Annotated in this window: 20 protein-coding genes, 2 tRNA genes and 1 pseudogene; 11 read left to right on the forward strand and 12 right to left on the reverse strand. The window is 69.9% G+C overall.

Going from position 1 to position 24,679, the window contains the following annotated elements; genetic code table 11:
* Positions 1-19 precede the first annotated feature (19 nt).
* Positions 20-3,583 carry a hypothetical protein gene (locus D7X30_RS43530; RefSeq protein WP_120561411.1) on the reverse strand — a complete coding sequence of 1,188 codons (3,564 nt, stop codon included), beginning with the start codon at positions 3,581-3,583 and terminating at the stop codon, positions 20-22.
* 69 nt (positions 3,584-3,652) lie between these two features.
* The gene (locus tag D7X30_RS03715; protein ID WP_233591356.1) at positions 3,653-5,764 is read right to left on the reverse strand and encodes a chloride channel protein; all 2,112 of its coding nucleotides are present in this window, start codon (positions 5,762-5,764) and stop codon (positions 3,653-3,655) included.
* A 177-nt stretch (positions 5,765-5,941) separates the two neighbouring features.
* Here D7X30_RS03715 and D7X30_RS03720 point away from each other — a divergent pair, with 177 nt between their 5' ends.
* Entirely contained in the window at positions 5,942-6,382 is a 441-nt protein-coding gene (locus tag D7X30_RS03720; protein ID WP_120561412.1) for a peroxiredoxin, read from the forward strand.
* 16 nt (positions 6,383-6,398) lie between these two features.
* Here D7X30_RS03720 and D7X30_RS03725 read toward each other — a convergent pair whose 3' ends face one another.
* The 3 genes from D7X30_RS03725 to D7X30_RS03735 form a co-directional block, all read right to left on the reverse strand.
* A complete protein-coding gene (locus tag D7X30_RS03725) occupies positions 6,399-7,181 on the reverse strand; it encodes an NrsF family protein (RefSeq protein WP_120561413.1) in 783 nt (260 codons plus the stop codon).
* Positions 7,178-7,750: an RNA polymerase sigma factor gene (locus D7X30_RS03730; protein WP_233591357.1), complete on the reverse strand. Its 573-nt coding sequence runs from the start codon at positions 7,748-7,750 to the stop codon at positions 7,178-7,180. Before D7X30_RS03730 ends, D7X30_RS03725 begins: the two co-directional genes overlap by 4 nt.
* Positions 7,751-7,862: 112 nt before the next feature.
* Positions 7,863-9,290, reverse strand: coding sequence for a site-2 protease family protein (locus tag D7X30_RS03735; protein ID WP_120561415.1), 1,428 nt, complete (start codon positions 9,288-9,290; stop codon positions 7,863-7,865).
* Positions 9,291-9,386: 96 nt separating this feature from the next.
* Here D7X30_RS03735 and dusB point away from each other — a divergent pair, with 96 nt between their 5' ends.
* Positions 9,387-10,400, forward strand: coding sequence for a tRNA dihydrouridine synthase DusB (dusB, locus tag D7X30_RS03740; RefSeq protein WP_120561416.1), 1,014 nt, complete (start codon positions 9,387-9,389; stop codon positions 10,398-10,400).
* Here the strand turns inward: dusB and D7X30_RS03745 are convergent.
* On the reverse strand, positions 10,379-11,707 hold the full coding sequence (locus tag D7X30_RS03745; protein WP_120561417.1) for a glycoside hydrolase family 1 protein: 1,329 nt from the start codon (positions 11,705-11,707) through the stop codon (positions 10,379-10,381). The genes dusB and D7X30_RS03745 overlap by 22 nt on opposite strands.
* A gap of 347 nt (positions 11,708-12,054) precedes the next feature.
* Between D7X30_RS03745 and D7X30_RS03750 the strand changes: the two genes are divergently transcribed.
* The 4 genes from D7X30_RS03750 (at position 12,055) to pyk (ending at position 16,344) form a co-directional block, all read left to right on the forward strand.
* A complete protein-coding gene (locus D7X30_RS03750; protein ID WP_120561418.1) occupies positions 12,055-12,261 on the forward strand; it encodes an excinuclease ABC subunit A in 207 nt (68 codons plus the stop codon).
* A 124-nt stretch (positions 12,262-12,385) separates the two neighbouring features.
* Positions 12,386-13,846, forward strand: a complete 1,461-nt coding sequence (locus D7X30_RS03755; protein WP_120561419.1) for an NFACT RNA binding domain-containing protein — start codon at positions 12,386-12,388, stop codon at positions 13,844-13,846.
* A gap of 152 nt (positions 13,847-13,998) precedes the next feature.
* Positions 13,999-14,814, forward strand: a complete 816-nt coding sequence (locus D7X30_RS03760) for a hypothetical protein (RefSeq protein ID WP_120561741.1) — start codon at positions 13,999-14,001, stop codon at positions 14,812-14,814.
* A 99-nt stretch (positions 14,815-14,913) separates the two neighbouring features.
* The gene (gene pyk / locus D7X30_RS03765) at positions 14,914-16,344 is read left to right on the forward strand and encodes a pyruvate kinase (protein ID WP_120561420.1); all 1,431 of its coding nucleotides are present in this window, start codon (positions 14,914-14,916) and stop codon (positions 16,342-16,344) included.
* A 9-nt stretch (positions 16,345-16,353) separates the two neighbouring features.
* Here the strand turns inward: pyk and D7X30_RS03770 are convergent, their stop codons facing one another.
* Complete coding sequence (locus tag D7X30_RS03770) at positions 16,354-17,862, reverse strand: HD family phosphohydrolase (RefSeq protein ID WP_120561421.1); 1,509 nt, start codon at positions 17,860-17,862, stop codon at positions 16,354-16,356.
* A gap of 173 nt (positions 17,863-18,035) precedes the next feature.
* Here D7X30_RS03770 and rpe point away from each other — a divergent pair, with 173 nt between their 5' ends.
* Positions 18,036-18,695, forward strand: coding sequence for a ribulose-phosphate 3-epimerase (rpe, locus tag D7X30_RS03775; protein ID WP_120561422.1), 660 nt, complete (start codon positions 18,036-18,038; stop codon positions 18,693-18,695).
* A 1-nt stretch (position 18,696) separates the two neighbouring features.
* Here the strand turns inward: rpe and D7X30_RS03780 are convergent, their stop codons facing one another.
* Entirely contained in the window at positions 18,697-19,095 is a 399-nt protein-coding gene (locus tag D7X30_RS03780; RefSeq protein ID WP_014399693.1) for a two-component system response regulator, read from the reverse strand.
* A 253-nt stretch (positions 19,096-19,348) separates the two neighbouring features.
* On the opposite strand from D7X30_RS03780, the gene D7X30_RS03785 reads away from it, so the two are divergent.
* Positions 19,349-19,425: transfer RNA gene (locus D7X30_RS03785), tRNA-Pro, on the forward strand.
* 321 nt (positions 19,426-19,746) lie between these two features.
* On the opposite strand, the gene D7X30_RS03790 is transcribed toward D7X30_RS03785, so the two are convergent.
* Positions 19,747-21,354, reverse strand: a complete 1,608-nt coding sequence (locus tag D7X30_RS03790) for a YncE family protein (protein ID WP_120561423.1) — start codon at positions 21,352-21,354, stop codon at positions 19,747-19,749.
* A 632-nt stretch (positions 21,355-21,986) separates the two neighbouring features.
* Between D7X30_RS03790 and tnpB (D7X30_RS42210) the strand changes: the two genes are divergently transcribed.
* Both tnpB (D7X30_RS42210) and tnpB (D7X30_RS43765) read left to right on the forward strand, forming a co-directional pair.
* Positions 21,987-22,088: an IS66 family insertion sequence element accessory protein TnpB gene (gene tnpB / locus D7X30_RS42210; protein ID WP_147443086.1), complete on the forward strand. Its 102-nt coding sequence runs from the start codon at positions 21,987-21,989 to the stop codon at positions 22,086-22,088.
* A 15-nt stretch (positions 22,089-22,103) separates the two neighbouring features.
* A pseudogene (tnpB, locus tag D7X30_RS43765) lies at positions 22,104-22,298 on the forward strand (IS66 family insertion sequence element accessory protein TnpB); the annotation flags it as partial.
* A 63-nt stretch (positions 22,299-22,361) separates the two neighbouring features.
* Here tnpB (D7X30_RS43765) and D7X30_RS43770 read toward each other — a convergent pair.
* Positions 22,362-22,637 carry a hypothetical protein gene (locus D7X30_RS43770; protein WP_370051367.1) on the reverse strand — a complete coding sequence of 92 codons (276 nt, stop codon included), beginning with the start codon at positions 22,635-22,637 and terminating at the stop codon, positions 22,362-22,364.
* A 10-nt stretch (positions 22,638-22,647) separates the two neighbouring features.
* Here D7X30_RS43770 and D7X30_RS03805 point away from each other — a divergent pair.
* Positions 22,648-22,719: transfer RNA gene (locus tag D7X30_RS03805), tRNA-Glu, on the forward strand.
* A 169-nt stretch (positions 22,720-22,888) separates the two neighbouring features.
* Here D7X30_RS03805 and D7X30_RS03810 read toward each other — a convergent pair.
* Positions 22,889-23,242, reverse strand: coding sequence for a DUF2019 domain-containing protein (locus D7X30_RS03810; RefSeq protein WP_120561425.1), 354 nt, complete (start codon positions 23,240-23,242; stop codon positions 22,889-22,891).
* Positions 23,242-24,558: a hypothetical protein gene (locus D7X30_RS42215; RefSeq protein WP_199724155.1), complete on the reverse strand. Its 1,317-nt coding sequence runs from the start codon at positions 24,556-24,558 to the stop codon at positions 23,242-23,244. The genes D7X30_RS03810 and D7X30_RS42215 overlap by 1 nt, the downstream gene beginning before the upstream one ends.
* Positions 24,559-24,679: the final 121 nt, after the last annotated feature.

Below are 24,679 nucleotides of genomic sequence, written 5' to 3' on the forward strand. Positions count from 1 at the left end.
GGAGCACCGCTCCGGGGGCCTATGCCCCTTCCGGTGCCGTCACCATCTCCCGAGGCGGGAAAACGAACTGCGCGGCGCCGGCCACGAGCGGTGAGTCGTCCCGCTGGAACATGGCGAGCGCCGCGAGCCGTTCCTCCGTCCAGCCGCGTCCGTCCCCCGCGTCGCGCACCAGGCAGTGCAGGGCCACGCGCCGCGCCTCCGGGCTGGAGCTCCGCGCCAGGCGCCCTCCGACGTCTTCCATCGTCTCCACCGGCAGGTTCGACACCGCCACCTGCGCCGCCACCAGCGCGTCCGCATGGAGCCAGCCCTCCTGTCCCATCGCGTCCAGGTGGATCGCGAAAGCCGGAGGCCCCAGGGCCACCACCGCGCAGCGCACGCGCAGCGTCGCCAGGCACGGGTCCTTCGTGAGCGGCCCTCCCGTCACCAGTCCATACACAGCCTGCAGAGGCACGGGCCTCATGCGGTCCCGGGGCTGGAGCAGCGCGTCCATCGCCACGCTCAGCGCGCGCCGGTCGTGCGCCACCGCCTCCAGCATCCGCTCGAACAGCGCCACGTCGCGCTCGTCGGCCCGATACACCAGCGCCCCCATCGCCGCGCGCACCTCGTCGTCATAGGGCGAGGCCAGCCGCGCGCCACAGGCGGAGAGGAACACCCGCTCCCGGTCCTTCACGGACAGCCAGGTTGCGCGCCGCAGCAGGTCGATGCGCGCATCCGGCTCCGGCCGCGCCAGCACCTTCGCGAGCAGCCCGGACAGCCGCGCATCCAGCGCCTCCGTCAGCCGGTCCGCCGGGATGTCGCCCACGCGCGCCGCCATGATGGCGTCCTCGCCGGTGACGGCGCGCTCGAACACCGCCCACGTGGGCTCGCGGTCCAGGTGGTCCCACAGCGCACGCAAGAGCGCGATGCGCACGTCGCGGTGCAGCGGCTTCGCGTCCAGCTCCAGCAGCCGCTCGTAGCCCGCGTCCGAGCGCAGCTCGCCCAGCAGGCGCACCACCTCCTTGGCCACCGTGACCTTGTTCAGCGGCACCTCCGCCAGCTGCGACAGCACCCGCGCGACCGGCATGCCGTTGAACGCACGCCGCAGGCCGTAGATGGCGATGCGCGCACGTGAATCCTCCAGCGCCCTCAGCAGCGTGGGCACGCCCTGGCCCTGGTCGCACCGCGCCATCACCCGCAGCGCCCGCTCCTGCACCGCGGGCCGCTTGTCGTCCGCCAGCGCGAGCAGCGCGTCCATGGGCGCCCAGTCCAGCGCCGCCATCAGCGACACCGCCCCCAGCAGCGTGGGTGTGTCCCGCTCCATGTCCGCGCACAGCCTCGCGAGCGCGCGCGAATACGCCTGGCACTGCTCCGTCGTCCACCGGAAGAAGCCAGAGAAGAAGGGGAGGATCCAGTGCGTCGCCCCCGTGGCGAACTGGCCGGTGATGACCGGCGCGTCCAGGTAGGGACCGAGCAGGTCCTGCCGCCGCCGGTGCAGGTACTCGCGCACCACCGAAATGGCGATGATGCTCTCGTCCCGCTTGAGCAGCTCGGGCAGGAGCCGGTCGAAGTCCCTCCAGGCGCGGTGGCGCAGGATCGACAGGACGGACGCGTACGCCTTGCCCTGCCGCAGCGCCATCCGCTCCAACTCTCCCACCAGCTCCGGGTGCAGGGGTTCCCCCGGCTGCTCGGAAGCCGCCAGCGCCACGACCTCTTCGGCCCAGCCCCGGTCCCTCCAGAGCCGGAGCGTGGCCGCGAGCGTCGCCTCGAAGCGGGGCCGGTCCTCCCTCGACAGCCACACCGTCAGGGCGAGCGACAACCGCACCTGGGGGGTGGTGTCACGCACGGAGACGAGCCAGTCCGACAGGCCGGGTACCAGCACCGCGCGCTTGCCCAGGCTCGCCGCCAATTGGAGCAGGGGCCCCCCCCGCTCGCGCTCCGCCCAGACCTTCGCCATTTTCAGCAGGTACGGCGCGGACAGGCGCACCTCCTCGTCCGTCAACCGGTGCCCCAGCCCGCCGTCCTGGACGCGCCCGCGCTCCTTGAGGAAGGTCCCCAGCCACTGTGCGCCCCACGCCGGGTCCGCGCGGAACGCCCGCACCAGCAGCCGCTCCGCCGCCTGCGCCGTGGGCATCGACAGGTCCGCGGCATCCAGCGCGTCGCGCAGCACCCGGCCCAGTGCCTCGGTGTGCTCGGCGCGCCACATCCGCCGGGGCCAGTCCGCCAGCGCCTGCAACATCAGCCCACGCACCGGGTCCTGTTCGTTCTTCCGGGCCAGCACCACCGCGAGCGCGGGGGCCATGCACGCGGGCTCGTCCGGACGCAGGCCGGGCAGGGCCAGCAGGGCGCTCAGCGCCGCGCCGCGCATGCCTGCGTCCGGGTGGCCCATCTCGGCCCGGAGGACTTCCAGCGCCTCGCTCCACGGCAGGTAGCGCGCGTAGGCGATGCGCTTCTCGGCGCGGGTATGTAGCGCCATCACCTCATGCAGGTGCCGGCGCGCCTCGCGCTCGCGCAGGTCCACCGGCAGGTGCCGCAGTTGCTCCAGCTGGATGACGCCGTCCCTGTTCCGCGCCCCCGCGGTCCAGCGCGCGTAGACGCTCTCGCGCACGGCCGGGGCCACGATCCGGGCGATGAGCTTCGTGCCCCAGGCGGGGGCCCGCTTCACGGACGAGGCCCAGGCCTCGGTGAGCGTCGCGTGCAGCGGCTCCGGCAGGTCCTCCAGCACGTCCTCCGCACTGCCCAGCAGCGTCGGGTCGCGCTGGACGATCCACGTCAGGGACTCGGCGTCCAGCGACGCCGGGGACTTCGCGAACAGCAGATGCGAGAGGGCCACCGTGGGGTGCTGGCGCAGGAGCGCCACCATGCGCATGGGGCGCTGCCGCGCCAGCGACCGCAGGGGATATTCGTCTGGCGGGATGCCTCGCTCCAGCATCAGCGTCATCAGCGTCTCCGCGATGTCGGGCGTCCGGTCCGACAGCCACGCGAGGCCCCACGCCAGATGCTGCCGGGTCACCGGGTCCGGCTCGCCGGGTACCGCGCGCAGCTGCTCCAGCAAGAGCTCGCCCAGCACCGCGGGCGCACGCCGCGCCAGCCGCGCCCAGAACCGGTGGCTGGGACGCTCCAACGCCCGAGCCAGGTGCTTGCGCAGGCCCGCCTCGGAGGCCAGGGGCACCGTGTCCGCGAAGGTGGCGTGGTCGCCCCCCTCCGCCAGCCCGTCGAGGAACGCGTCGATGACCGGGTAGCGCCGCTGCTTCACCAGCTGGCGCAGCACGGACTGCTCGCGGCGCATGCCGTGCGCCATCCGCAGCGCCTCCAGCGCCTGCGCGTCGTCACAGGCCAGTGACACCAGCTCGAACGCCAGCGCGCGCACGCGCGAGGACTCGTCCGCCGTGGCCTTCAGCACCGCCGCGCCATCCCGGCGCGTGAACTGGGCCGCCAGGGCCAGCCGCCGCTCGAAGGCGTCCCCCCGGGCCAGCGCATCCAGCAGCGCCTGCGCCTCCGGGTCCGTCCGGGCCTTGCGCCCCAGGGCCACCATGTGGCGCACCCGGGCATCATGGAAGGTGGAGGTCAGCTCGGCGCGCAGGGTGGACAGGGCGGGTTCGGACATGGCGCCCAAGGATGCCTGCTCCCCTGGTTTCCTGACAGACCCGCCCTGACCGAGTCCTTTCTCCGATGCTCAGTGCGCCGCCTCGGAGGGGGTGACGGGGTAGTTGCCCGTCGAGTGCGCGCGCGCGTGCTGCGCGAAGAGGAAGCGCCGGACGGCGGCGCGGGTGATGAGTCCGCACGGGGCCAGTCCCAGCACGGGCGCCACCGGCAACGCGTCCACGTCCTCCTGGTCCATCACCTGGAGCGCATGCGCCAGGTCCGAGTCCGGCGCCAGCGCGGGCAGCTTGCGCGCCAGGTCGCTGGCCACGAGCAGCGGGTACATGGACTCGTCGCGCCACACCTCGCGCAGTTGCTCCACCTGCACCGTGCCGTAGAGGTTTCCCTCGGTGTCCAGCACCGGCAGCGTGCCGGCCTCGGACGTGAGCAGCTGGTCCGTCAGCGCGCGCAGCGGCGTACCCGCGGGCACCGCCGGCACCTCCGTCATCAGGGCGCGCACGTGCGTGGCCGCCAGCAGGTCCTCGTCGCTCTGCACCTTGGGCGCCGTGCGCTCCGTGAGGAAGTGGCACACCGCGGACGCGATGGTGCACGTCACCATCAGCGGCAGGATGATTTCGTGGCTGCCGCTCAGCTCGTACAGCATCATCATGCCGGTGAGCGGACCGCGCGTGAGCGCCGCCACCGCGCCGCCCATGCCCACGATGGCGTACGCGCCGCTGGGCCCCGTGGCGTGCGGGAAGAAGTAGTGCACCAGCGTGCCGAACGCGCCGCCCGCCATGGCGCCGATGAGCGCCGCAGGGAAGAACGTGCCGCCGGACCCGCCCGAACCGATGGTGAGCGACGTGGCCACGAGCTTCAGCACGCACGCCGTCACCAGGAAGAGGAAGGGCAGCTGGCCCGCCGCCGCCAGGTTGATGTAGTCGTGCCCGCTGCCCCACACCGTGGGGCTCAGGAACACGAGCACGCCCGTGCAAAGGCCGCCCAGCGCGGCGCGCACCGGCAGCGGCTTCCGGCCCAGCCACGGGGACAGCTTCCCGCCCATGCCGCCGTGGAAGAAGTGCTCCACCCCGTGCAGCAGCTTCACGAACGCGAACGCGAGCAGCCCGCACCCGATGCCCAGCGCCGCGTAGGCGAAGACCTCCGCGCCGCTGACCAGCTCGTAGTTCACCCGGTTGAGCATGGGCGCTTCGTCCAGCACGCCGCGGCTCACCAGCGTGCCCGCCACGCTCGCCAGGATGATGGGGGAGAACACGCGCAGCTCGAACTCGCGCAGGATGATCTCCATCGCGAACACCGCGCCCGCGATGGGGGCGTTGAAGGACGCGGAGATGCCCGCGCCCGCGCCGCACGCCAGCAGGATGGACAGCTCCCTGCGGCTGAAGCCCAGCACGCGCCCCACGCTGGACGCGAACGCCGCGCCGCCATAGACGATGGGGCCCTCGCGGCCCGCGGAGCCGCCGCTGCCAATGGTGATGGCGGACGCGATGAGCTTGAGCAACCCGCGGTCCGCCGGCACCACGTTGGCGCCGCTCTTCACCGCGCGCACCACCTCTGGAAGGCCGTGGCCGTGCGTCTCCGGCCGGTCGCGCAAGAGCCGCCCCACCGCCAGGCCACCCACCGTGGGAGCGAGCAGCATCAGCCACCAGGGCAGGTGCGGCAGCACCGCAGGCAGGTTGTGCGCGTGGCCGAACACGGCGTTCACGGCCGCCAGGCCCACGAGCGGGTAGTAGAGCGACAGCGCGCCCAGCGTCAGCAGCGCCAGCAGGCGCAGGCGGCGCTTCACCTCATCGCGAGGGCCGCCGGGTTCAATCACCCGTGCCAGCAGGAGCGCGCCCAGCGCCAGCGGCACGCCTACCAGCGCGTACTCCAGGTGCCAGCGCGCGGAGGAGAGCGACTCCATCAACGTGCGCAGCCGCTGCGGCTTGAACGTCGCCGCCAGCTCCGCGGCGCTGAACGTGATGCCGCTCATCACGCCAATGAGGTTGGAGAAGATGCCCGCGGCCAGTCCGCTGTAGAGCCCGACGACCGCGCCCGCGATGGGCAACACCGAGGGGGTCGGCAGGCGGATGCGGTTGGACGCGCCCAGCAGGAAATAGATGAGGCGTGAAAGGCTCTGTCGCGCCCAGAGCGTGAGCGCGGCCATCCGCTGCATTTCGGCAGGCGGAGGTTCGTCGGAGGTGTTCATTTGGTGCACCTACTAAATGGAGGAGGCCGGTGGGTTTCAAGCCTCTTGATGACGCCAGCGCTCCGGCGCCGTCCGCCTGCACTCCACTCCACACATCACCCGAGCGGTGCCCGGCTCCCTGCCCCCGGAGCGTGTTACGACGCCCCTGGTTTCCACCCCATGAAGGAGGCATCGCACATGCTCAAGCAGGGAGACGTGGCGCCGGAGTTCACCGTGCAGGACGCGACGGGGAAGACGCACCGGCTGTCGGACTACCGGGGCAAGAACGTGGTGCTCTGGTTCTACCCGAAGGCGGACACCCCGGGATGCACCGCGGAGGGCTGCTCCTTCCGCGACCACAAGACCCAGTACGAGGCGAAGGGCACCGCCATCCTGGGCATCAGCTTCGACACGCCGGATGAGAACCAGGCCTTCGCCCAGAAGTTCGGCTTCAACTTCCCGCTCCTGTGCGACGTGGATCGCAAGGTAGGGCTGGCCTACGGGGCGGCGGATGACGCCTCGGCCCCCAACGCGCGCAGGGTGGGCGTCGTCATCGGGCCGGACGGCCGCATCAAGGAGTGGCACGCCAAGGTGGACGCGCGCGCCTTCCCCCAGGAAGCGCTGTCGCGGCTCCAGTAGGACTCCAAGCTCCCCCTCAAGGGGCGAACGAGCGGGACGGCAGGCGCGAGCGGATGAACACCGCCACGCCCGCCAGCACGAACCACGGCAGCACGTGGCCCAGCATCAAGTGGCCCGCGCTGCCGTCCGGGCAGTGCACGTGCAGCACGAGCAGGCTCACACCCGCGGAGGACAGGCCCGCCGCCAGCGCCCGCACGGGCTGGAAGGCGGAGCGGCACAAGAGGACGAGCGCCAGGGCCAGAGGCACCACCGACAGCGCCACCTCCGCGCCCATGCACCCCAGGGTGCCGACGAGGAACGGCCGCACCTGGACGCCCGAGCGCCCGGTCAGCTGCGCCAGCGCCACGACGAGCGCGCCCACGGCCACGAGCGTGACGGGCCAGGCGCGCTGCCTCGGCGCCAGGGCCACCATCGCTCCGCCGCCCACACCCACGACGATGAGCAGCGCCACGAGCGCCACCGCCAGCGGCGACGCGGAGTTGAGCATCATCCCGTGCCGGCCCACCCAGAGCAGCCCCACCACGCCCACGCCCAGATAGGCGGCGAGCAGCACCGCCACCTCCTTCCACCACGGCGTGGGCCGGGGGTGCGCCGCCAGCTCCGTCAGCGACTGGCGCCGCGTCTGTTCGAGCCGGGCCTCGTCGATGGGAACGGCGGGCGGAGCGGAGGAGGGTGCCGCCAGCACCTGGAAGCCCTCCAGCAGGGCGCGGCAGTCCGCGCACCCGGCCGCGTGTGACGCCAGGTCCGGAGGCAGCGGGCCGTCCAGTCGGTCCAGGACGCGTTCGCACTCGGGCGTCATCGTGAAGTCTCCTGCTGAAGGGGAGCGAGCAGCTCGCGCAGCCGCGCGTAGCCCCGGTGGGCGCGGACCTTCACGGCGCTCTCGGTGAGGCCCAGGGCCTCGGCGATCTCAGCGAAGCCCATGCCCTCGAAGCGGTGCATGAGGATGGGCAGCCGCTGGCCTTCGGGAAGCTGCGCCAGGGCGCGTTGCACCGCGCGCTCCAAACCCGCGTCGCGAGGCTCCGGCGTGTCCGCCACGGCGGTGAGGGGCAACTCCCCCTCCGGCGTGAGGTCCTCCGGGCGGCGGTGGCGGCGCGCATGGTCGCGCGCGGCGTTGGTGGCGATGGCGTACAGCCACGGCCGGACGCGGGCCCCGGCCTGATAGCGGCCCCGCGCGCGCACCAGGGACAGGAAGGTGAGCTGGGCCAGGTCCTCGGCGGTGGCGGGGCTGCCGGTGAGGCGCGCCAGGTAGCCCTGGACGGGGCGCGCGTAGCGCTGGAAGAGCGCGTCGAACGCCTGCGCGTCCCCCTGGCAGAACCGCTCCATCAACACCTCGTCCGGGTCGCCGGAAGCTCCCGAGGATGCCGGCATGTCCCCGGTACGCACGGGCGCGGCACCAGGTTTCACGGGAGGGGACGAAGGGCTCACGGGCGGGCCCGGATTCTAGGGCCCGAAAGGCGCCGCACGGGAGAAAGTCGCCCCGTCAGGACGACGCGGCCGGCCGCAGCCGCGCCAGCCACTCCTCGAAGGCGGGGTGGCCGTGCAGGTGGGCCAGGTCCTCGTCGGAGGAGGCATAGGCCGCGTCCTTGAAGCCCAGGCCTTCCGCCCGCTGGAGCAGCCGCACCGCGTCCGCCACGTTGCCCGCGCGCGCGAAGGCGCAGGCCGCGTCGTACGCGATGCCCGGGTCCGGCACGTGCTTCAACGCCGCCTCGCTCACCGCCGCGGCCTCCGAATAGGCGCCGCGGATGAACAGCGCCCGCTCCGCGCACCGGAACGCGGCCGCCGGGTCCACGCCGGGCAGCCGCAGCGCTTCGTTCACCTGGCCCAGCCGGATGAGCGCGCCCGCGTACTCGTGCATCACGGTGCGGTCCTGCGACTCGCCCCACGCCTGCTTCCAGTAGCCCACCGCCCGGGCGTCATCCCCTACCAGCGAGAACGCCGCCGCCACCGCGTGCATCTCCACCGGCTGGCCCTGCACCTGGGAGAAGTGGTCCAGCGCGGGCCGCCCGTGGCCCTGCTTCAGCGCCACCCAGCCCAGCAGGTAATGGGTCCGGCTGGTGAGCCCCGGGGACAGGCCTTCCGTCTCCAGCACCCGGTTGCCCTGCCGCCACGCGTCGTCCAGCCGGTCCTCGCGCAGCGCCTGCTGCGCCTCGCGCAGGGCCTGGGCGGTGGGGCCCTCCTCCTCCTTGGCCTCGTTGCGCGCGCGCATCACGTCCGACAGCACGCGGAACGCCTGGAAGCCGAACATGGCGAAGAGGACGCCCATGAACAGGGCCCCGCTCTTGATGCTGAGCAGCACCAGGCCCACGCACAGCCCCAGCGCCAGCACGTGCGACACGATGAAGCCCCGCCGCCCGAACATCCGCGTCGCCAGCGCCGTGCTGATGTGCCCGCCATCCAAGGGAGGCACCGGCAGCAGGTTCAGCACCGCCCACACCATGTTGGCGAAGAAGAAGTTGCTCAGGAAGAAGTCCGCCACCTCCGAGCGGCCTCGCACCTGCATCAGCACCACCCAGCACAGGACGCCCAGCGTCAGCCCCGCCAGCGGACCCGCGAAGCTGCTCACCACGTCCTTGTGCCAGGGCAGGGGCGCGTCCGTGTTGGGCCGGGTGACGCCGCCCATGAACACCAGGTCCACGCTCGGCTGGTAACCAAAGAAGCGGAAGGCCACCGCGTGCCCCAGCTCATGGACGAGCACGGATACGAAGACGATGAACATCCACGCCAGCACGTAGGTCACCACCGCGCCCATGTGCCCGGGCGACGCGGCGTCGGCCAGCTGGTCCCCCAGCCACCCGGCACCCGAGTGCCGGCCCGGCAGGGGAAGGGACTGGTAGGCGAACACCGCGGAGAACAGCAGGTGACTCGTGTGGACGTGGACGGGGACGCTCCCGAGCCGAAAACGGAACATGGGGAGGGACCTTAATCGTTGGCCTCCACTCGCGCAGGGCCGTTCTCATGGCCCGCGCGCTTCTGTTCCCCTCCGGGTTATAGGGTGTCTTCCGACATGCTGAAGCTGGGTCCCTACACGCTCCCCAACCCCTACATCCTCGCGCCCATGGCCGGCGTGAGCGAGCGCCCCTTCCGAGTCATCGCCTTCCGGCTGGGCGCGGCCCTCTGCCCCACGGAGCTGGTCAGCGCCCAGGGCCTGATGCGCCAGAACCAGCGCACCCTCAAGTACCTGCGCTACGACCCGGCCGTGGAGAAGCCCTACTCGCTCCAGATTTTCGGCGGCGAGCCGGAGGCCATGGCCCAGGCCGCGCAGGTGGGCAAGGCCGCGGGCGCGCAGGTCATCGACATCAACATGGGCTGCCCGGTGAAGAAGGTGGTGCGCAACGGCGCCGGCAGCGGCCTCTTGTGCGACGTGCCCCGCGCCGCCGACATCGTCCGCGCCATCCGTGAAGCCACCGGCCTGCCCGTCACCTGTAAAATCCGCTCGGGCTGGGACGCGCGCACGCTCAACTATCTGAAGGTGGCGGAGGCGCTGCAGGAGGCCGGGTGCGCGGGGCTCGCCCTGCACCCGCGCACGCGTGAGCAGGGCTACTCGGGGCAGGCGAACTGGGCCCACATCGCGGACCTGAAGCGCCACTTCCCGGAGCTGCCCATCATGGGCAACGGGGACGTGAAGACGGTGGCGGACGCCCACCGCATGCTGGACAGCACCGGCTGCGACTTCGTGATGATTGGCCGGGGCGCCCTGGGCAACCCGTGGCTCTTCCGCGAGCTTTCGGGCGGCCCACCCGCCACGCCGGAGGAGCGCTGCGAGCTGGTGCTGGAGCACGCCCGGACCCACGCGGAGTTCGTCGGGGAGCCCTTGAGCGCGGTGCGCTCCTTCCGCCGGCACCTGGCCTGGTACGCCCACGGCCTCAAGGGCGCGGCGCACTTCCGCTCGGAGGTGAACGGGCTGGACTCGCCGGAGGCGGTGGAGGACAGCGTGCGCCGCTTCTTCGCGGGCGCGGACACGGACCCCACGGCACCTCTAGAGGAGCCGGAGGTGGACTACCGCGCGGCGCTGGGCTGAGCGCTGGCCACGCCCGCGACGGAGGCCGGCGGCACCAGCACGCGCCCGGTGGCGACCGCGCGGAAGTAGTCGCAGGCCGGGGTGGGGCGGCGCTCCAGGGTGTCGAAGTCGACGTGGTAGAGGCCGAAGCGCGGGCCCCAACCCTCCAACCACTCGAAGTTGTCCAGCAGGCTCCAATAAAGGTAGCCCTGCACGTCCACGCCCGCCTCGCGCGCGGCCAGCACCTGGCGCAGGTGCGCGTGCAGGTACTCCGGCCGCACCGTCCCCTTGCGGTCGTCGATGCCGTTCTCGGTAATCCACACCGGCTTGCCGTAGCGCTTCACCTCTTGAAGGAGCTGGAGGAAGCCCTCGGGCCGCTGCTCCCACCCGATGTCGGTGAGCCCGCGCCCGTCCGGGTCGCGGTACTTGAAGTCGATGAAGGGCGGGCGCGGCATGAAGCGCAGGTGCGCGCGCGTGTAGTAGTTGACGCCCACGAACTCCACGGAGTCGCGCGCCCCGTCGATGCGCACGTCCGTGGACGCCACGCCCGGCATGAACACGCGCAGGTGGCCGGACGACAGCGCCTCGTGGAACGCGTGGTTGTAGGCCGGGGCCGCCAGCCTCACCAGCGAGCGGTCCAGGGGATGCCACCAGCGGTCCGGCGCGAACGCGAGCATGTTCTGGGAGATGCCCAGCTCCACCCGGCCCAGGTGCTGGCCCAGCTCTTCCCGAGCGATGACGTGCGCGCGCACCATGTTCCCGAGCGCGGCCATCGTCTTCGCCCCGTCCGTGATGCCCGGCGGCATCAGGCCCTGGAGGTAGCCTCCCAACAAGAGGACCATCGGTTCGTTGAAGGAGATGACGAGCGCGTCCAGCCCCTCCAACAGGGGCGCGCACCGGCGCACGTACTGGCGGAAGGCCTCCAGGCTCTCCGGAAGGTGCCAGGGCGTGGACGCGTGGAACCACGTGGGGTGGGTGAAGTGATGGAGCGTCACCACCGGCCGCAGGCCCATCGCGCGCAGCTTCAGCAGCCGCTCGCGGTAACCCTCCAGCACCGCGCCATCGAACCGGCCGCGCTCGGGCTCGATTCGCGCCCACTCCAGCGACAGCCGGAACGCCGTGGCCCCCACCGCCTTCGCCAGGGCGTAGTCCTCCGCGTAGCGCCGCCAGTGGTCCACCGCGATGCCGCATCTCGCATGGGGTTCCTTCAACTTCCCCAGCCGCTCCCACTCGGCCCAGTCGTTCTCGATGCCGCCCTCCACCTGGTACGCGGACGTAGCGACGCCGAAGGTGAAGGACGCGGGGAAGGTCAGCGCGGTGGAGCTCATGCGGGCGCGCACCGTAGGCCGCCGCCTCCACGACGGGAAGCGATGCGATGCGCGCGCGCCGGATGCACGGCAGCGGACATCCAGCCCCGTAGCGCGGACCCTCGAAGTGCGTCCGGAGCCGGAAATTCGGCCTCGCGCGCGACACGTCGGACCCCCGAAATGACCGCCACGAACGGTTCGACGCGCCCGGAGGCCAAAAATCGGCCTCGCCGCGCACTGCAATACATCACCATGCGTTGACACACTGGCATGTCGCCCGTACCATTCATTTCAAGCACTCACGTTCAGTTCGAAGTGGGTGCAGGGCTCGCGTCCTCGCGGGCCTCAACACTGAACGGAGGATTCCGATGGCCGCGAAGAAGAAGACCGCGAAGAAGGCCGCGTCGAAGAAGACCGCGACGAAGAAGACCGCCCGCAAGGCCCCTGCCGCCAAGCGCGGTACGGCCAAGAAGGCCGCCGCGAAGAAGCCGGTCGCCAAGAAGGCCGCGAAGAAGAAGACCGCTTCCCGCCGGAAGGCTGCGACCCCCGCGGCCCCGTCGACCCCGGAAGCCTGAAGTAACGACGTCATTTCGGACGTCGGTTGACGTCCGGTGAACGGCTCGGCGAAACCCGCCGGGCCGTTTTTCTTTTGCGGGCCAGGGGTTTACGTCTCCTCGTGTGTCCGCCCGGGAGGGGCCCATGTCGCTGCGTCCGGTGGAGTTCGGTGAGGTCGTGGCGGAGGCCGCGGCCCGGCTGGTGGGCGCGGTGGCCCAGAAGGCGTGGTGCCCGCTTCCCCGCCTGGCCTACGTGGAGCTGCGCGTCCCCGGCAGATCGGTCGTGCTGTGCCTCTGTGCCGAAGGCGAGCTGTCGCGCCTGTCCGTCGCGGAGGACCGCTTCCCCACGCCGGGCGAGCCCGCCCCCTTCCAGCGCTGGCTGCGCCAGGAGCTCACCGGTTTCAAGCTCCAGGCCGCGCGCTACCTGGAGGAGAGCCGCGCCATCATCCTGGAGTTCGATCGCGAAGACGTGCGCCGCCGGCTGGTGCTGGAGGTGGGCGCGCCCGGAGGCCTGCTGCTCCTCAGCGATAACAACCGGGTGCTGATGCTCTCCGGCGAAGGCTTCGGCCCCAGGCGCAACCTCTATCCCGGAGCGCAGTGGTCACCACCGGAGCCCGTGTCCGCGGAGGCGCTGGCGAAGGGCCGCGCGCAGCCTTCACGTTTGGAGCCGAAGGAAGAAGACGCGCTGCCCAGGCTGCAGGCCGCCGAGCGGGTGCTCGGACAGAAGGACCGCACCAGCCGCGCGGACACCATCCGCCGCCGGCTCGCGCAGCCGTACCGGGCGAGGCTGAAGCGCTCCTCCCGCACGCTGGAGAAGGTGCGCGCGGAGGCCCAGCGAGGCCCGGAAGCGGAGAAGCACCGCGAGGTGGGCGAGCTGCTCGCGCAGAACCTGCACCGGCTCAAGCGCGGCGCGTCCCAGGTGACGCTCACCTCCTATACGGAGGCAGGCGTGGAGGAGGTCCAGGTGAAGCTGGACCCGAAGCGCACCCCGAAGGAGGAGGCGGACTGGCACTTCCACCAGTACCGGCGCCTCCTGCGCGGCGTGGAGCAGGCCCGCCACCGCGAGGCGGAGCTGGCGCGCGAGGTGGCGCACGCGCAGACGGCGCTCACGCAGATTGAAGCCATGGATGACGCCGCGCTGCTCGCGCAGGTGGAAGTGCTCCAGGTGACCCAGGGGGAAGAGGGCCCGAAGGGGGGCCTCCCCTTCAAGGAGTACGTGGGCCACGGCGGCGCGCGCATCTGGGTGGGGCGCGGCGCGGAGGACAACGACCAGCTCACCTTCAAGGTGGCCCGTCCGTGGCACATATGGCTGCACGCGCGGGGCCTGCCGGGCAGCCACGTGGTGGTGCCGCTGGAGAAGAACGCGGAGGTGGCGCAGGAGGTGCTCCTGGACGCGGCGCACCTCGCGCTGCACCACTCGGGGGCCAAGGGCGAACCTCGCGGCGAGGTGAGCTACATGCCGGTGAAGTTCGTGCGCAAGCTGAAGGGCGCGGCCCCCGGGCAGGTGACGTATGCCCGGGAGAAGACCTTCGTGGTGCGCATGGAGCCGGAGCGGCTGGAGCGGCTGCTCAAGTCGCGCCATGGCGACCCGGGCAGCCTGTCCTGAAGGACGATGCCTCTGGGACGAATTCAACCCGGGGTGTCACGCTCGGCGTGTGGGCCCGGTCGACAGGCGGACGGGCATCCAGCCCCTGGCCTTGAGGTTCGGGAAGTGCCGGGTACGATGCCCCCCGCGTGACGCCCGAAGCCTTCCGCCAGATGTCCCTGTTCCCGCGTGGCTCGTCCGCGGAACGCGCCGCCATTCCCGCGCAGCGCGTACCGGATGGCCCCGCGCCCCTTCCGCCGCGCAACCGCGTCGCGGAGGAAGCGCCGCGCGTCCTCACCGCGTCGCGTGAGGAGCTCTGGTCGCGCGCGGAGTCGCTCGCGTGGCGGTTGAGCGCGAACCTGGGCATGCCGGTGCGCCTGGCCGTGACGGACAACCGCTCCACCATGGTGTCCTTCCGCCGCGGCGCGCAGGTGCTCCAGCTGCGGCTGCACCACATGTTCCTGGACGCGCCCGAAGTCATCGTGCGCGCGGTGGCGGACTACGCGGGCCGGGGACACCGCGCCGCGGGCGCCCTCCTGGACGAGTACATCCGGGGCCAGCAGCCGCTCATCCGCCAGCTGCGCCGGGAATCCGACGCGGAGCTGAATCCGCTCGGCCGCTGCTTCGACCTGCGCGCGCTCTACAACGGCGTCAACGAGGCCTACTTCCAGAACGCCATCCAGGCCCGCATCGGCTGGGGCCGCATGCCGCCGCGCCGCCGCCGCAAGTCCATCCGCCTGGGCGTCTACGACCACCAGACGCGCGAAATCCGGATCCACCCCGCGCTGGACAAGCCGGACGTGCCCGCCTTCTTCGTGGAGTTCATCGTCTTCCACGAGATGCTCCACCAGCTGTTCCCCAGCAGCAATCGCACCGGGCGCCGCGTGCACCACCCGCGCGCCTTCCGCGAGCGCGAGCGCACGTACCCGCACTACGCCGCCGCGCTGCGTTGGGAGCGCGAGAACCTGGGCACGCTGCTGCGCGGTTGAGCGCACGCCGAGCGGCCTGGACATTTACTGGTTTACCTGCTCGGTCACATTCGGTGATGTCTTGACCGAAACGCGGTGGAGCCGGATGTTCGGCCTCATATGCGACGAGCAAAGATTGTCTGCACCCTCGGTCCCGCCAGTCAGACCCCGGAGATGTTGGAAGCGCTGCTGGAGGCCGGCATGGACGTGGCCCGGCTCAACTTCTCCCACGGCAGCCACGAGCAGCATCAGGCGAACATCGACATGCTGCGCGCGGCCTCGCTGAAGGTGCGCAAGGCGGTGGGCATCCTGGGCGACCTGCAGGGTCCCAAGATTCGCACCGGCCGCTTCGTCACCGGCAGCACGGAGCTGAAGCACGGCGCCACCTTCCACATCACCACCGACGAGACGGTGAAGGGCACGGACGAAATCGTGTCCACCACGTACCCGCACCTGGCGGCGGACGTGAACCCGGGCGACCGCATCCTGCTGGATGACGGCCTCCTGGAGCTGCGCGTCGTGGAGACGGACAAGAAGCAGCTCATCAAGACGGAAGTGGTGCACGGCGGCATCCTGAAGAACAACAAGGGCATCAACCTGCCCGGCGTGGCGGTGCGCGCGGACGCGCTCACGCCCAAGGACCGCGAGGACCTCATCTTCGGCCTCAAGGCGGGCGTGGACTACATCGCGCTGTCCTTCGTGCGTCAGCCGTCCGACCTGGACTCCGCGCGCCAGGCCATGGCGGAGGTGGGCCGCACGGTGCCCATCATCTCCAAGCTGGAGAAGCCGGAGGCCATCGCGCGCCTGGACGCCATCCTCGACAAGACGGACGGCGTGATGGTGGCCCGCGGCGACCTGGGCGTGGAGATTCCCCCGGAAGAAGTGCCCGCCGTCCAGAAGGACATCATCCGGCGCTCCAACCTGCGCGGCCTGCCCGTCATCGTGGCCACGCAGATGCTCAACTCGATGATCGACAACCCGCGCCCCACGCGCGCGGAGGCCAGCGACGTGGCCAACGCCGTCTACGACGGCGCGGACGCGCTGATGCTCTCGGGTGAGACGGCGAGCGGCAAGTTCCCCCTGGACTCCGTGCAGATGATGGAGCGCATCATCCTGGCGGCCGAGTCCTCCTCCCGCGCGCAGCTCCTGCCGCGCCAGATTGAGGCCCCGCTGGGCCTGCCGCTGCACTTCCCGGACGTCATCGCGCGCGTGGCGTGCGAGGCGGCCAAGGCCAGCGGCGCCACGCTCATCGCGGCCTTCACGCTGTCGGGCGTGACGGCGCGGCTCTTGGCGCACTACCGGCCCACGGTGCCGATTGTGGCGTTCAGCCCGAACCAGGAGGTGCGCCGCCGCCTGTCGCTGCTCTGGGGCGTGGTGCCGCGCGTGCTGGAGCCCATCCAGGAGACGGAGACCATGCTCCGCCGCGTGGAGGAGGAGCTGGTGTCGCGGGGCCTCGCGCGCAGGGGTGACCGCATCGTGGTGGTGTTCGGCGCGCCGGTGGGCCAGCCGGGGAAGATCAACAGCCTCCGGCTGCACACCATCAGCGCCTGATGCAGGGCCCTACGCCGGGCTCTTCTTGAGAGCCCGGCGGGGAATCTCCGCCTCGACGAAGAGGGTGAAGAGGTCCTGGTCGAGCTGTCCGGACCCCGCCTCCTTCTTGAGGATGTCCAACGCGAGCGTGTGCGGCACGGCCTTCTTGTAGGGCCGGTCGCTCGCGGTGAGCGCGTCGTAGATGTCGCAGATGGACATCATCCGGGACTGCACCGGAATCTCCGGGATGGCGCGAGGGTAGCCCGTGCCATCCAGCTTCTCGTGGTGCGCGTACGCAATCTCCGGCACGCGGCGCAGCGCGCGAGTCCACGGAATCTGCGACAGGAAGCGGTACGTGTGCTCGACGTGGCTCTCGATTTCGCGGCGCTCCTCCGGGGAGAGCGTGCCGCGGGTGATGGAGAGGGATTGGATTTCATGGGACAGCAGCAGCGGCTGTCCATGGTCGTGCGCGTCGGTGAACGTGAGCTTGCCCAGCTCCAAGAGCCGCTCGAAGTTGCCCTGAGCGAGCACCGTGGGCTTGTTGCAGGTGAGCAGGAAGCCCATCACCTCATCCAGCTGGGCCAGCTCCTGGGCGAGCCGCGCGTCCTCCTCCTGATGGATGGAGGGCAGGGCGGACAGGCCTCGGACCTCCACGGAGGCAAGCCGGCGCCGGGAGCTCTGCAGCTGCAAATCCTTGCGAGCCAGTTGGAAGCGGGCGCTTAGCGCCTCCAGCTCATGCGGATACAGCTTCTCCGCCTTGACGAGCACGTTCTCGCGCACGCCCACCTTGCCGAAGTCGTGCAGCAGCGACGCGTACCGCAGCTCCTGCAGCTCCACGGCGGTGAAGCGCGTCTGGGCATAGGGGCCGGTGGTGTGGTGCTCCAGCGCCTTGGCCAGGGACACGGTGAGGTCCGCGACGCGGCCGGAGTGGCCGGCGGTGGAGGGGTCACGCGCTTCGATGGCGACGACGGACGCGGAGACGAAGCCCTCGAAGAGGCGGTTGATTTCTTCGTGGAGGAGGGCGTTTTCAATCGCGCCGGCGGCCTGGGCGCCCAGGGCGAGCAGGAGCTCCTCGTCCTCCTCGTCGAACACCTGCCCGCCGCGCTTGTTGAGGGCCTGGATGACGCCCGTCACCTCTCCATTGGCGTCGCGCATGGGGACGCAGAGGATGGTGTGGGTGCGGTAGCCGCTGGAGACGTCGAAGCTGCTGTTGAAGCGGGCGTCGGCGTAGGCATCGGGGATGTTGATGACGGCGCCGGTGTGGGCGACCTGGCCGGCGATGCCGCTGCCCATGGGGAGGCGGATTTCATTCTTGGAGCCCTGGGCCACCTTGCTCCAGAGCTCCTCGCGCTCGCGGTCCAGGATGAAGAGCGAGCAGCGGTCCGACTCCACGACCTTGGTGGCCTCATAGAGGATGAGGGGCAGCAGCAGGTCCAGGTCCCGCTCGGCGCTCATCGCCTTGGCGACATCCAGGATGGACGTCAGCTTCGCGAGCCGGCGGGACAGGTTGGGGGACGCGGGCACGGACTGGGGAAGCACCGGGGCGGGCTCCGTGGGATGCGGCGGATGGCCGCGGGCACGCCAGGTTTTAGCACGCACGGTGTGTCGGCCGCCCGGCCCCCCCACCTGCCAGGTCCACCTCTGTCCGCCAGCCCTCTGTCCTGCCGGGCGAAGGTACCAGGGGCCTCCGGAAGCGGTTATGAAGCGCCGCCATGACCCGCCCTGTCCGCATCTCTCCGTCGCTGCTCTCCTCTGATTTCAGCCGCCTGGGTGAGGAGGTCCGCGCCATCGAGGCCGCCGGCGCGGATTGGATTCACGTGGATGTCATGGATGGCAGGTTTGTGCCCAATCTCACGTTGGGGCCGGTCATCGTGGAGGCCATCAAGCGGGTGGCGACGAAGCCGCTGGACGTGCACCTGATGATTGTGGAGCCGGAGAAGTACGTGGACGCGTTCGTGAAGGCGGGCGCGGACGTGCTGACGGTGCACCAGGAGGCGAGCCCCCACCTGCACCGCACGTTGCAGCACATCCGTCACGCGGGGGCGAAGCCGGCGGTGGTGTTGAACCCGGGCACGCCGCTGTCGGCGATTGAAGATGTGCTGGGCGACGTGGACATGGTGCTCGTGATGAGCGTGAACCCGGGGTTCGGGGGGCAGTCGTTCATCGAGTCCACGGTGGACAAGGTCCGCCGGCTGCGCGCGATGTTGGACGCGCGGGGGCTGAAGGGCGTGGACATCGAGGTGGACGGCGGCATCAACGCCGAGACGGCGAAGCGCGTGGTGGAGGCAGGGGCGACGGTGCTGGTGGCGGGCAGCTACGTGTTTGGCGCGAAGGACCGCGCGGAGGCCATCCGGTCGCTGCGGCCGTCGTGAGTCAAGCGGCTTCGGGCGAAGCGGGGGGGCGCACGGCGGCGGCGGCCATGCGGGCGATGCGGGTCATGAAGGTGGGGTCGCACGGCTTCACTTCGTAGTCGTCGGCGCCCAGCTCGAAGCACACGTGGCGGGTGAACTGATCCTCCACGCCGCTGAGCATGATGACCTTGCAGTCGCGGGTGACGGGGTCCTTCTTCAGCTGCGCGAGCAGATCCCGTCCATCCTGGTGCTGGTTGATGTCCAGGATGATGACCGCGGGCCGGTGTTTGCGAGCCAGCTCCATCACATGTTCGGAGGTGGTGTCGGACACGCAGACGAGGCCGGAGCGCTTGGCCTCCCGGGCGAGTGCGGACACGACAAGGGGCTCATCATCCGAGATGAGGACAGTGGGAGCAGTCATGGTCCTCTGTGGGGGAACAGGGGCGGATCAACGTGCAACAGCTTGGAACTACAGGAAGGCCTGGATCTTGTGAAGAGGGTGAACATTGTCCCGTCCTGAAGGGTAGGTAGGACAACAGTCGGGGGAGCGAGGGGGAGGGGAAGGGTGGGGGAAGGGGGAGGCAAAAGAGTCCGTTGACTGAAGGAAGCGGCTCGGATAGATCCGCCCTCGCTTCGCCGGGCCCGAGGGCAGTTCCTGGCGCAGCACCGGATATCGGGGAGTGGCTCAGCCTGGTAGAGCACTTGGTTCGGGACCAAGGGGTCGCAGGTTCAAATCCTGTCTCCCCGACCATTAAAGCCCTGGAATTTCGCGGATTTACAGCGAGATTCCAGGGCTTTTTCTTTTCCTTGGTGGACCGCCAGCAGCAGACCCGCAGCAAGCCGGGGGAATCATCTCTCGCGGCCACTGACGAGGCTCTTGGAACTGCTCCTCATGGCCCTGCGGCTGGAGACAGAGCCGATTCGCTGTGCTTGGCGGTACCAGAGGTTGGACACCATCACCGGCGCGGGGGCGCAGCTGAACTGGGCCTCTCTGTATGACCCGTGAACGCGGAGGACCCGGTGGTGCGCCACCGGGTCCTCTGTCCCTACGGCTGCACGGCCAGCCCCTGGCTCACAGGCCCGTGGGGTAGATGACGATGCGATCCGAGCCGCTCGTCGCGAAGAGCAGCCTGCCGTCGCGGGAGACGCGCATCCGGCCGTTTCCGAAGGCGTGGTTTCCGGTCCAGTCGAAGAGCCCCGTGCCCGGCTCGATGTCGCGCTGCTTCGTCAGGGTCGTGGCGCTGTACACATCGATGGACGGCGCCCGGTCGTTGTACGAGTACCACGCCAGATAGAGTTCATCCGCGATGGGGCTGTAGACGGCGCCAATGGGCAACGTATCCGCGTACTGTCCCAGCGTGGTCTGCAGCTTGAGGGCACTGTCGTAGATGAAGAGGCCTTCGTAGGTCGGGACCGCGTACTGGGACGCCTGCCGGCTGACGGCGATCTCATAGACGAACCAGTTCGTACCCGAGCCAGCGAACGTCTGCGCATCAACCTTGAAGCGTCCCCATGCTCCGCTGGAGGTGTTCGACTCCGCATAGGCAACCGTGGAGCCGTCTGCGGATGGGGTCAGCATGGTGTCCTGGCGCACGTTCCTGATGGACCTGGCGGTGCCGTCCGTCAGGTTGACCTTGCGCAAGGGGACCGAGCCAGAGCCCCTGAAAGTGGACGAGACGAGGGCCTCGGTGGCGGACGTGTAGACCGCCGTGAACGTCCCCCCTTCGTAGAAGTCCAGGCTGAATTCGATCTTCTTCGACTCGCCGGTCGTGAGGTCGATCTGATGAATCCAGTTCTTGGTTTCGGTGTAGCCCGCATCTGCGACGAGGAGTCCATTTCCGTCGGGGGACAGGTCGATGCCGACGAAGGAGCCACCCGTGAGCAGCGGCGAATCGAATTGCCGCGTCACCAGGTTGTACACATGCACCAGACCACTGCCATTGGTCTCGCTGGTGGTGATGTACAGGAGATTTCGCCGGGCATCGTGGACCATGTCCCTGCGTCCGGTCACCTGGAGGGAAAGGGACGCGGGAGCGTCACAGACATCGTAGTCGCCCCACTGGCCCGTCTTGCACTCGCGGGACTGCCTGCCGAGAACACCGCAATGACGGGTCTCCATCGCCTCATCGGTGCAGACGTCCGCATCCACGCACGCCGACGAGGTCCAGGCGCCGGAGTCGCAGGTGCGACTCTGGGTGCCGCGGCCATTCAGCCCGCACACGAGCGAGTCCGAGGCACCGTCCACACACACATCCGGGTCCGCACAGGCCGTGGGCGTGCCCCACGCTCCTTGCGCGCAGGTCCGGCTCTGGGTGCCGCGGCCATTCAGCCCGCAGGAGGGCGAGTCCGAGGCACCGTCCACACACACATCCGGGTCCGCACAGGTCGTGGGCGTGCTCCACGCGCCCTGCGTGCAGGTCCGGACCTGGGTGCCGCGGGCGTTCAACCCGCAGGCCAGTGATTCGGAAGCACCGTCCACGCACACGTCGGGGTCCGCGCAGGCACCGGGCGCGCTCCACTTGCCCGCCTCACAGGTCCGGACCTGGGTGCCGCGGGCGTTCAACCCGCAGGCCAGTGATTCGGAAGCACCGTCCACGCACACGTCGGGGTCCGCGCAGGCACCGGGCGCGCTCCACTTGCCCGCCTCGCAGGTCCGGCTCTGGGTGCCGCGACCGTTCAACCCACAGGCGAGCGATTCCGACGCGCCGTCCTTGCATTCGCCAGTGGGGTCCGAGCCGCAGGCTGCGAGCTGAACGCCGAGCAGGACGAGAAAGGCAATGTTTGCCCAACCCGAGAGGCGTCCCCTTCCCATGGCGAGGAATCCCCTCTCCCGGACAGCACCAGGACACGAGAGCGGCTGTGCAACATGATTGAAATCCATTGGCTGGCTCCCCCTCTAGACGCTGCGTCCGGGTCCCGATTGAACTCCGCGAGCCTGAGCTCAGGCGCAGTACACAGCCATCTAGAACCCTGGGGAGGGTTATCGCAAGAATAATGGACATCCCAAGCGATGACTGGAGGGCAGTCCGACAATCACCATCCACCTCCGCGCGTGCCGGCTGTACCGAAGGTCAATTGAATGCGGACCCGATATCCTGCGCACCCGCGGTGTCCGTGACACTCCAGGCCACCGCCGGCATCTCGAAAACCCCGACCATGCGCCTCCGATAATCCCTTGCGTCCGTCCTGGCAGTCCTGCTCCTCGCTGTCCTGCCCCGGTGCGCGCCACCGGAGGCCGCCGACAAGACTCCCCACTGCGCGAGTCCGCCCAGCCGCTCACCCCTGACGGCGGGCTGCGGTTGCGGTGAGGCGATGTTCGCGCTGCCTGCGTCAGTGCGCGTAGTGCTGGCGACGGAGCCGGTGGACATGCGGAAGTCCATCAACGGCCTCATGGCGCTGGTGCGCACGGCATAGGGGGAGGACGTCTACTCGGGGCACCTCTTCTCTTCCGTCTCGCGGCGGGGCGACCGTATCAAGTTGCTGCCATCGAGCCGGGGCGGCTTCGTGCTTCTCTACAAGCGGCAGGAGGCGGGCCAATTCGGGCTGCCCCGGGTGGACGCGAAGGCGAAGGCGGTGACGGTGGGCGCCACTCAACTGGCGATGCTGCTGGACGGCCTAGACGTCGCGGAGGTCAAACGCCCGGCGGCCTGGTTGCGCCTCCCGTGCGCCCGGGAGGCGTGGTCGGATTCACGCTGGCCGCCGCAGTGGCGGGGCTTCGCGCGGTGCTGGGCTGGGACGATCTGCTGTTTTCACCAGGATGCCCAGCAGGACGTAGCTGGTGTTGCTGTAGCTCCAGCGCAGGCCGGCGGGGAACTGGAGGGGCCGCCCATAGGCGAGTTGCCGGTAGTCCGCATCCGTGTAGTCTGCTTGGGGGACCAGAAATGGCCGCAGTTTGGCGCCTGGAGCGAAGACGCCGTGGAACCTCGTGAGGTTTGCCCGAGGCGGAGGCACCAGGGACGCCACACGTCGTAACAGTTCCAGTCCGGTGAAGAGCAGGTGACGCTGGCCTTTCAAGCCGGTAACACGGGTTCGAATCCCGTCGGGGACAAGTAAAAACGCGGGGTTGGACGGGTCAAACCGTCCAACCCCGTTCGTTTCTGACCGCTCAACGTTGTTCCTTCGTTGTTCCTTCTTGGGGAACAACGGCCCACATATCCCGGTGAGCGTCCTCCTCAAGAGGACTCGTTCCTCGGATAAGCCTGATTGAGTTCCCCTTAAGCAGGGTCCAGGGACCAGGTCCCCTCTTCCCAGCGCTTCAGAGCTTCCTGCGCTTCGAAGGGGATGAGCCCCTTGCCCTTCGCGGCCTCCTCCAACACCGCCTTTGCTTCAGCAGTTCGATACCGCAGCAGCAAGGCCGCCGCCGCCGTCCGAACGTCCATGCTTGGGTGGTCGAAGAGGGTTGCAAGCGCATCCCGCCCAACGTCTCCATGGGCTCTCAGCCGCTTGAACGCCGCGAGTGACTGCTTCGCGTGCTTGTTTCCGGTCTTTGGGTCGCCTCGCATGATGGCCTCAGTCTGCGCAGCCGCATGCCGGGCAAACTCTGCGACGATCTCATGAAGATCTTCCATCACCACACTCCGTTCCGAACGTTCTCCATGGCACGAAGCCCGAATGCTCGCTGGGCTTCGAATGACTGGGTGCTCAACCACTGCCGAATGGTCATCGTCTCTGAACCTGTGATCCGATACCGGATCGAGGAGTAGAGCCCGCTGACCTCGGAATGAAGTGCCTTGTCGAGCGGGATAACATTTTCCGTGTTGTGGAGCGCCTGCGGCCCGAAGCGTGCCGCGTTCCTGTCCGTCTGCTCCACGATGTGGTGCCACTCCTTCCCCTGCCCTGCCGGCCCCATGGCCCGCTTGAACGACTTGAAGGACGAGTAGCCCTTCGGACCGTTCGAAGGCGCGGCGCCCTGCTCACCTCCACCGTTCCCACCACCCGAGCCTGACGCATCCCCCACCTTCTGGAGGATGATGGCCGCCCCCGGCCCTCCGCTCAACACCGCCGCCGCGCGTCCTACTGGCACCGCGACGCGCTCCAACGCCAAAGCGCCCTCTGCCGACAGCGAGAGCACCGGCACCGTTGCCTCCGCTCCCACCGCCAGTCCCTTCAGGGTCCGCGTCGTCGCCGAGGCCGCGCCCCAGGTGGCGAACATGCTCGTCGTCAGTCGCGCGACCTCGCGGATCTGCTCGCCCTGCGTCATGTACCGGAAGCGCTCCCAGTACACGGGCGACGACGCGATGAGGGCCGAGACTCCCGCAGGAAGGTTGCTCAGCGCCGCGATGCTGTCCATGGGGCGAGAGAGGACCTGTCCCAGCGCGTGGTACAGCTCCACGAAGGCGTCCTGCGCCCCGTCCAGCGAGCGACTGATGACGTCCGCGTCGCTGTACACCTCGGCTAGGGGCCGCCAATCCGAGGCCTGGAGCTGCGCGTCCACGGCACGAAAGACGCCGCCCTTGCCGCTGTAGAAGAGGCCCAACTCGAAGTTGCCCGCCCGGAAGACGCCGTCCTTCCACTCGACAGGCGCCACCTTCTGCTGCGTGTTCCCGTTGAGGGCCCACGCGAGGTAGCCATCCGGCCGGAGGACGGCCACCCGCTCCCGGGCGAAGCGCTCCACCCGGCGCAGCAGCTCCTCGCGGGAGACTTCGCCGCCCTCCAGCACCTCGCGCAGCAGGAAGCCCGCTGCCATGCGGGGCGGAAAGGTTCCCAGCGTCACGGGTTTCCGCATCAACTGCTCCAGCAGCCGCGCGGCCTGCGTGGGAGCCAGCGAGCCACCCGCCAGGGGGCGCGAGTCATGGACCTCCAAGCCTGCGGCCGTGAGGAGCTTCTCCCAGGCGTCTTCCCTCGCGTCACGGGGAGCGAGGCCGCCGCCAACGGCCCCAGCCATGCCCGCCGTGTCCTCCCGGAGATTTCGGTGGCGCGACATCCGCCCTTGCTCCGCAGAAGTCGCGAGAGACGGCTGCGGCGGGGCCCGAGAGGTAGGCACCTCCTCGCGCGGCGACTGTTCC

It is taken from the genome of Corallococcus sp. AB011P (genome assembly GCF_003611605.1).
In the GTDB taxonomy this organism is placed as follows: domain Bacteria; phylum Myxococcota; class Myxococcia; order Myxococcales; family Myxococcaceae; genus Corallococcus; species Corallococcus coralloides.

Coding starts and splice junctions, on each gene's coding strand:
- D7X30_RS03715 (WP_233591356.1), bottom strand. CDS start 5,764: ATGAACACCTCCGACGAACCTCCGCCTGCCGAAATGCAGCGGATGGCC.
- D7X30_RS03725 (WP_120561413.1), bottom strand. CDS start 7,181: ATGACGCCCGAGTGCGAACGCGTCCTGGACCGACTGGACGGCCCGCTG.
- D7X30_RS03720 (WP_120561412.1), top strand. CDS start 5,942: ATGCTCAAGCAGGGAGACGTGGCGCCGGAGTTCACCGTGCAGGACGCG.
- pyk (WP_120561420.1), top strand. CDS start 14,914: ATGCGACGAGCAAAGATTGTCTGCACCCTCGGTCCCGCCAGTCAGACC.
- D7X30_RS42215 (WP_199724155.1), bottom strand. CDS start 24,558: ATGGCTGGGGCCGTTGGCGGCGGCCTCGCTCCCCGTGACGCGAGGGAA.
- D7X30_RS03750 (WP_120561418.1), top strand. CDS start 12,055: ATGGCCGCGAAGAAGAAGACCGCGAAGAAGGCCGCGTCGAAGAAGACC.
- D7X30_RS43530 (WP_120561411.1), bottom strand. CDS start 3,583: ATGTCCGAACCCGCCCTGTCCACCCTGCGCGCCGAGCTGACCTCCACC.
- D7X30_RS03810 (WP_120561425.1), bottom strand. CDS start 23,242: ATGGAAGATCTTCATGAGATCGTCGCAGAGTTTGCCCGGCATGCGGCT.
- D7X30_RS03760 (WP_120561741.1), top strand. CDS start 13,999: ATGTCCCTGTTCCCGCGTGGCTCGTCCGCGGAACGCGCCGCCATTCCC.
- D7X30_RS03755 (WP_120561419.1), top strand. CDS start 12,386: ATGTCGCTGCGTCCGGTGGAGTTCGGTGAGGTCGTGGCGGAGGCCGCG.
- dusB (WP_120561416.1), top strand. CDS start 9,387: ATGCTGAAGCTGGGTCCCTACACGCTCCCCAACCCCTACATCCTCGCG.
- D7X30_RS03730 (WP_233591357.1), bottom strand. CDS start 7,750: ATGCCGGCATCCTCGGGAGCTTCCGGCGACCCGGACGAGGTGTTGATG.
- D7X30_RS03780 (WP_014399693.1), bottom strand. CDS start 19,095: ATGACTGCTCCCACTGTCCTCATCTCGGATGATGAGCCCCTTGTCGTG.
- rpe (WP_120561422.1), top strand. CDS start 18,036: ATGACCCGCCCTGTCCGCATCTCTCCGTCGCTGCTCTCCTCTGATTTC.
- D7X30_RS03745 (WP_120561417.1), bottom strand. CDS start 11,707: ATGAGCTCCACCGCGCTGACCTTCCCCGCGTCCTTCACCTTCGGCGTC.
- tnpB (WP_147443086.1), top strand. CDS start 21,987: ATGTTCGCGCTGCCTGCGTCAGTGCGCGTAGTGCTGGCGACGGAGCCG.
- D7X30_RS03735 (WP_120561415.1), bottom strand. CDS start 9,290: ATGTTCCGTTTTCGGCTCGGGAGCGTCCCCGTCCACGTCCACACGAGT.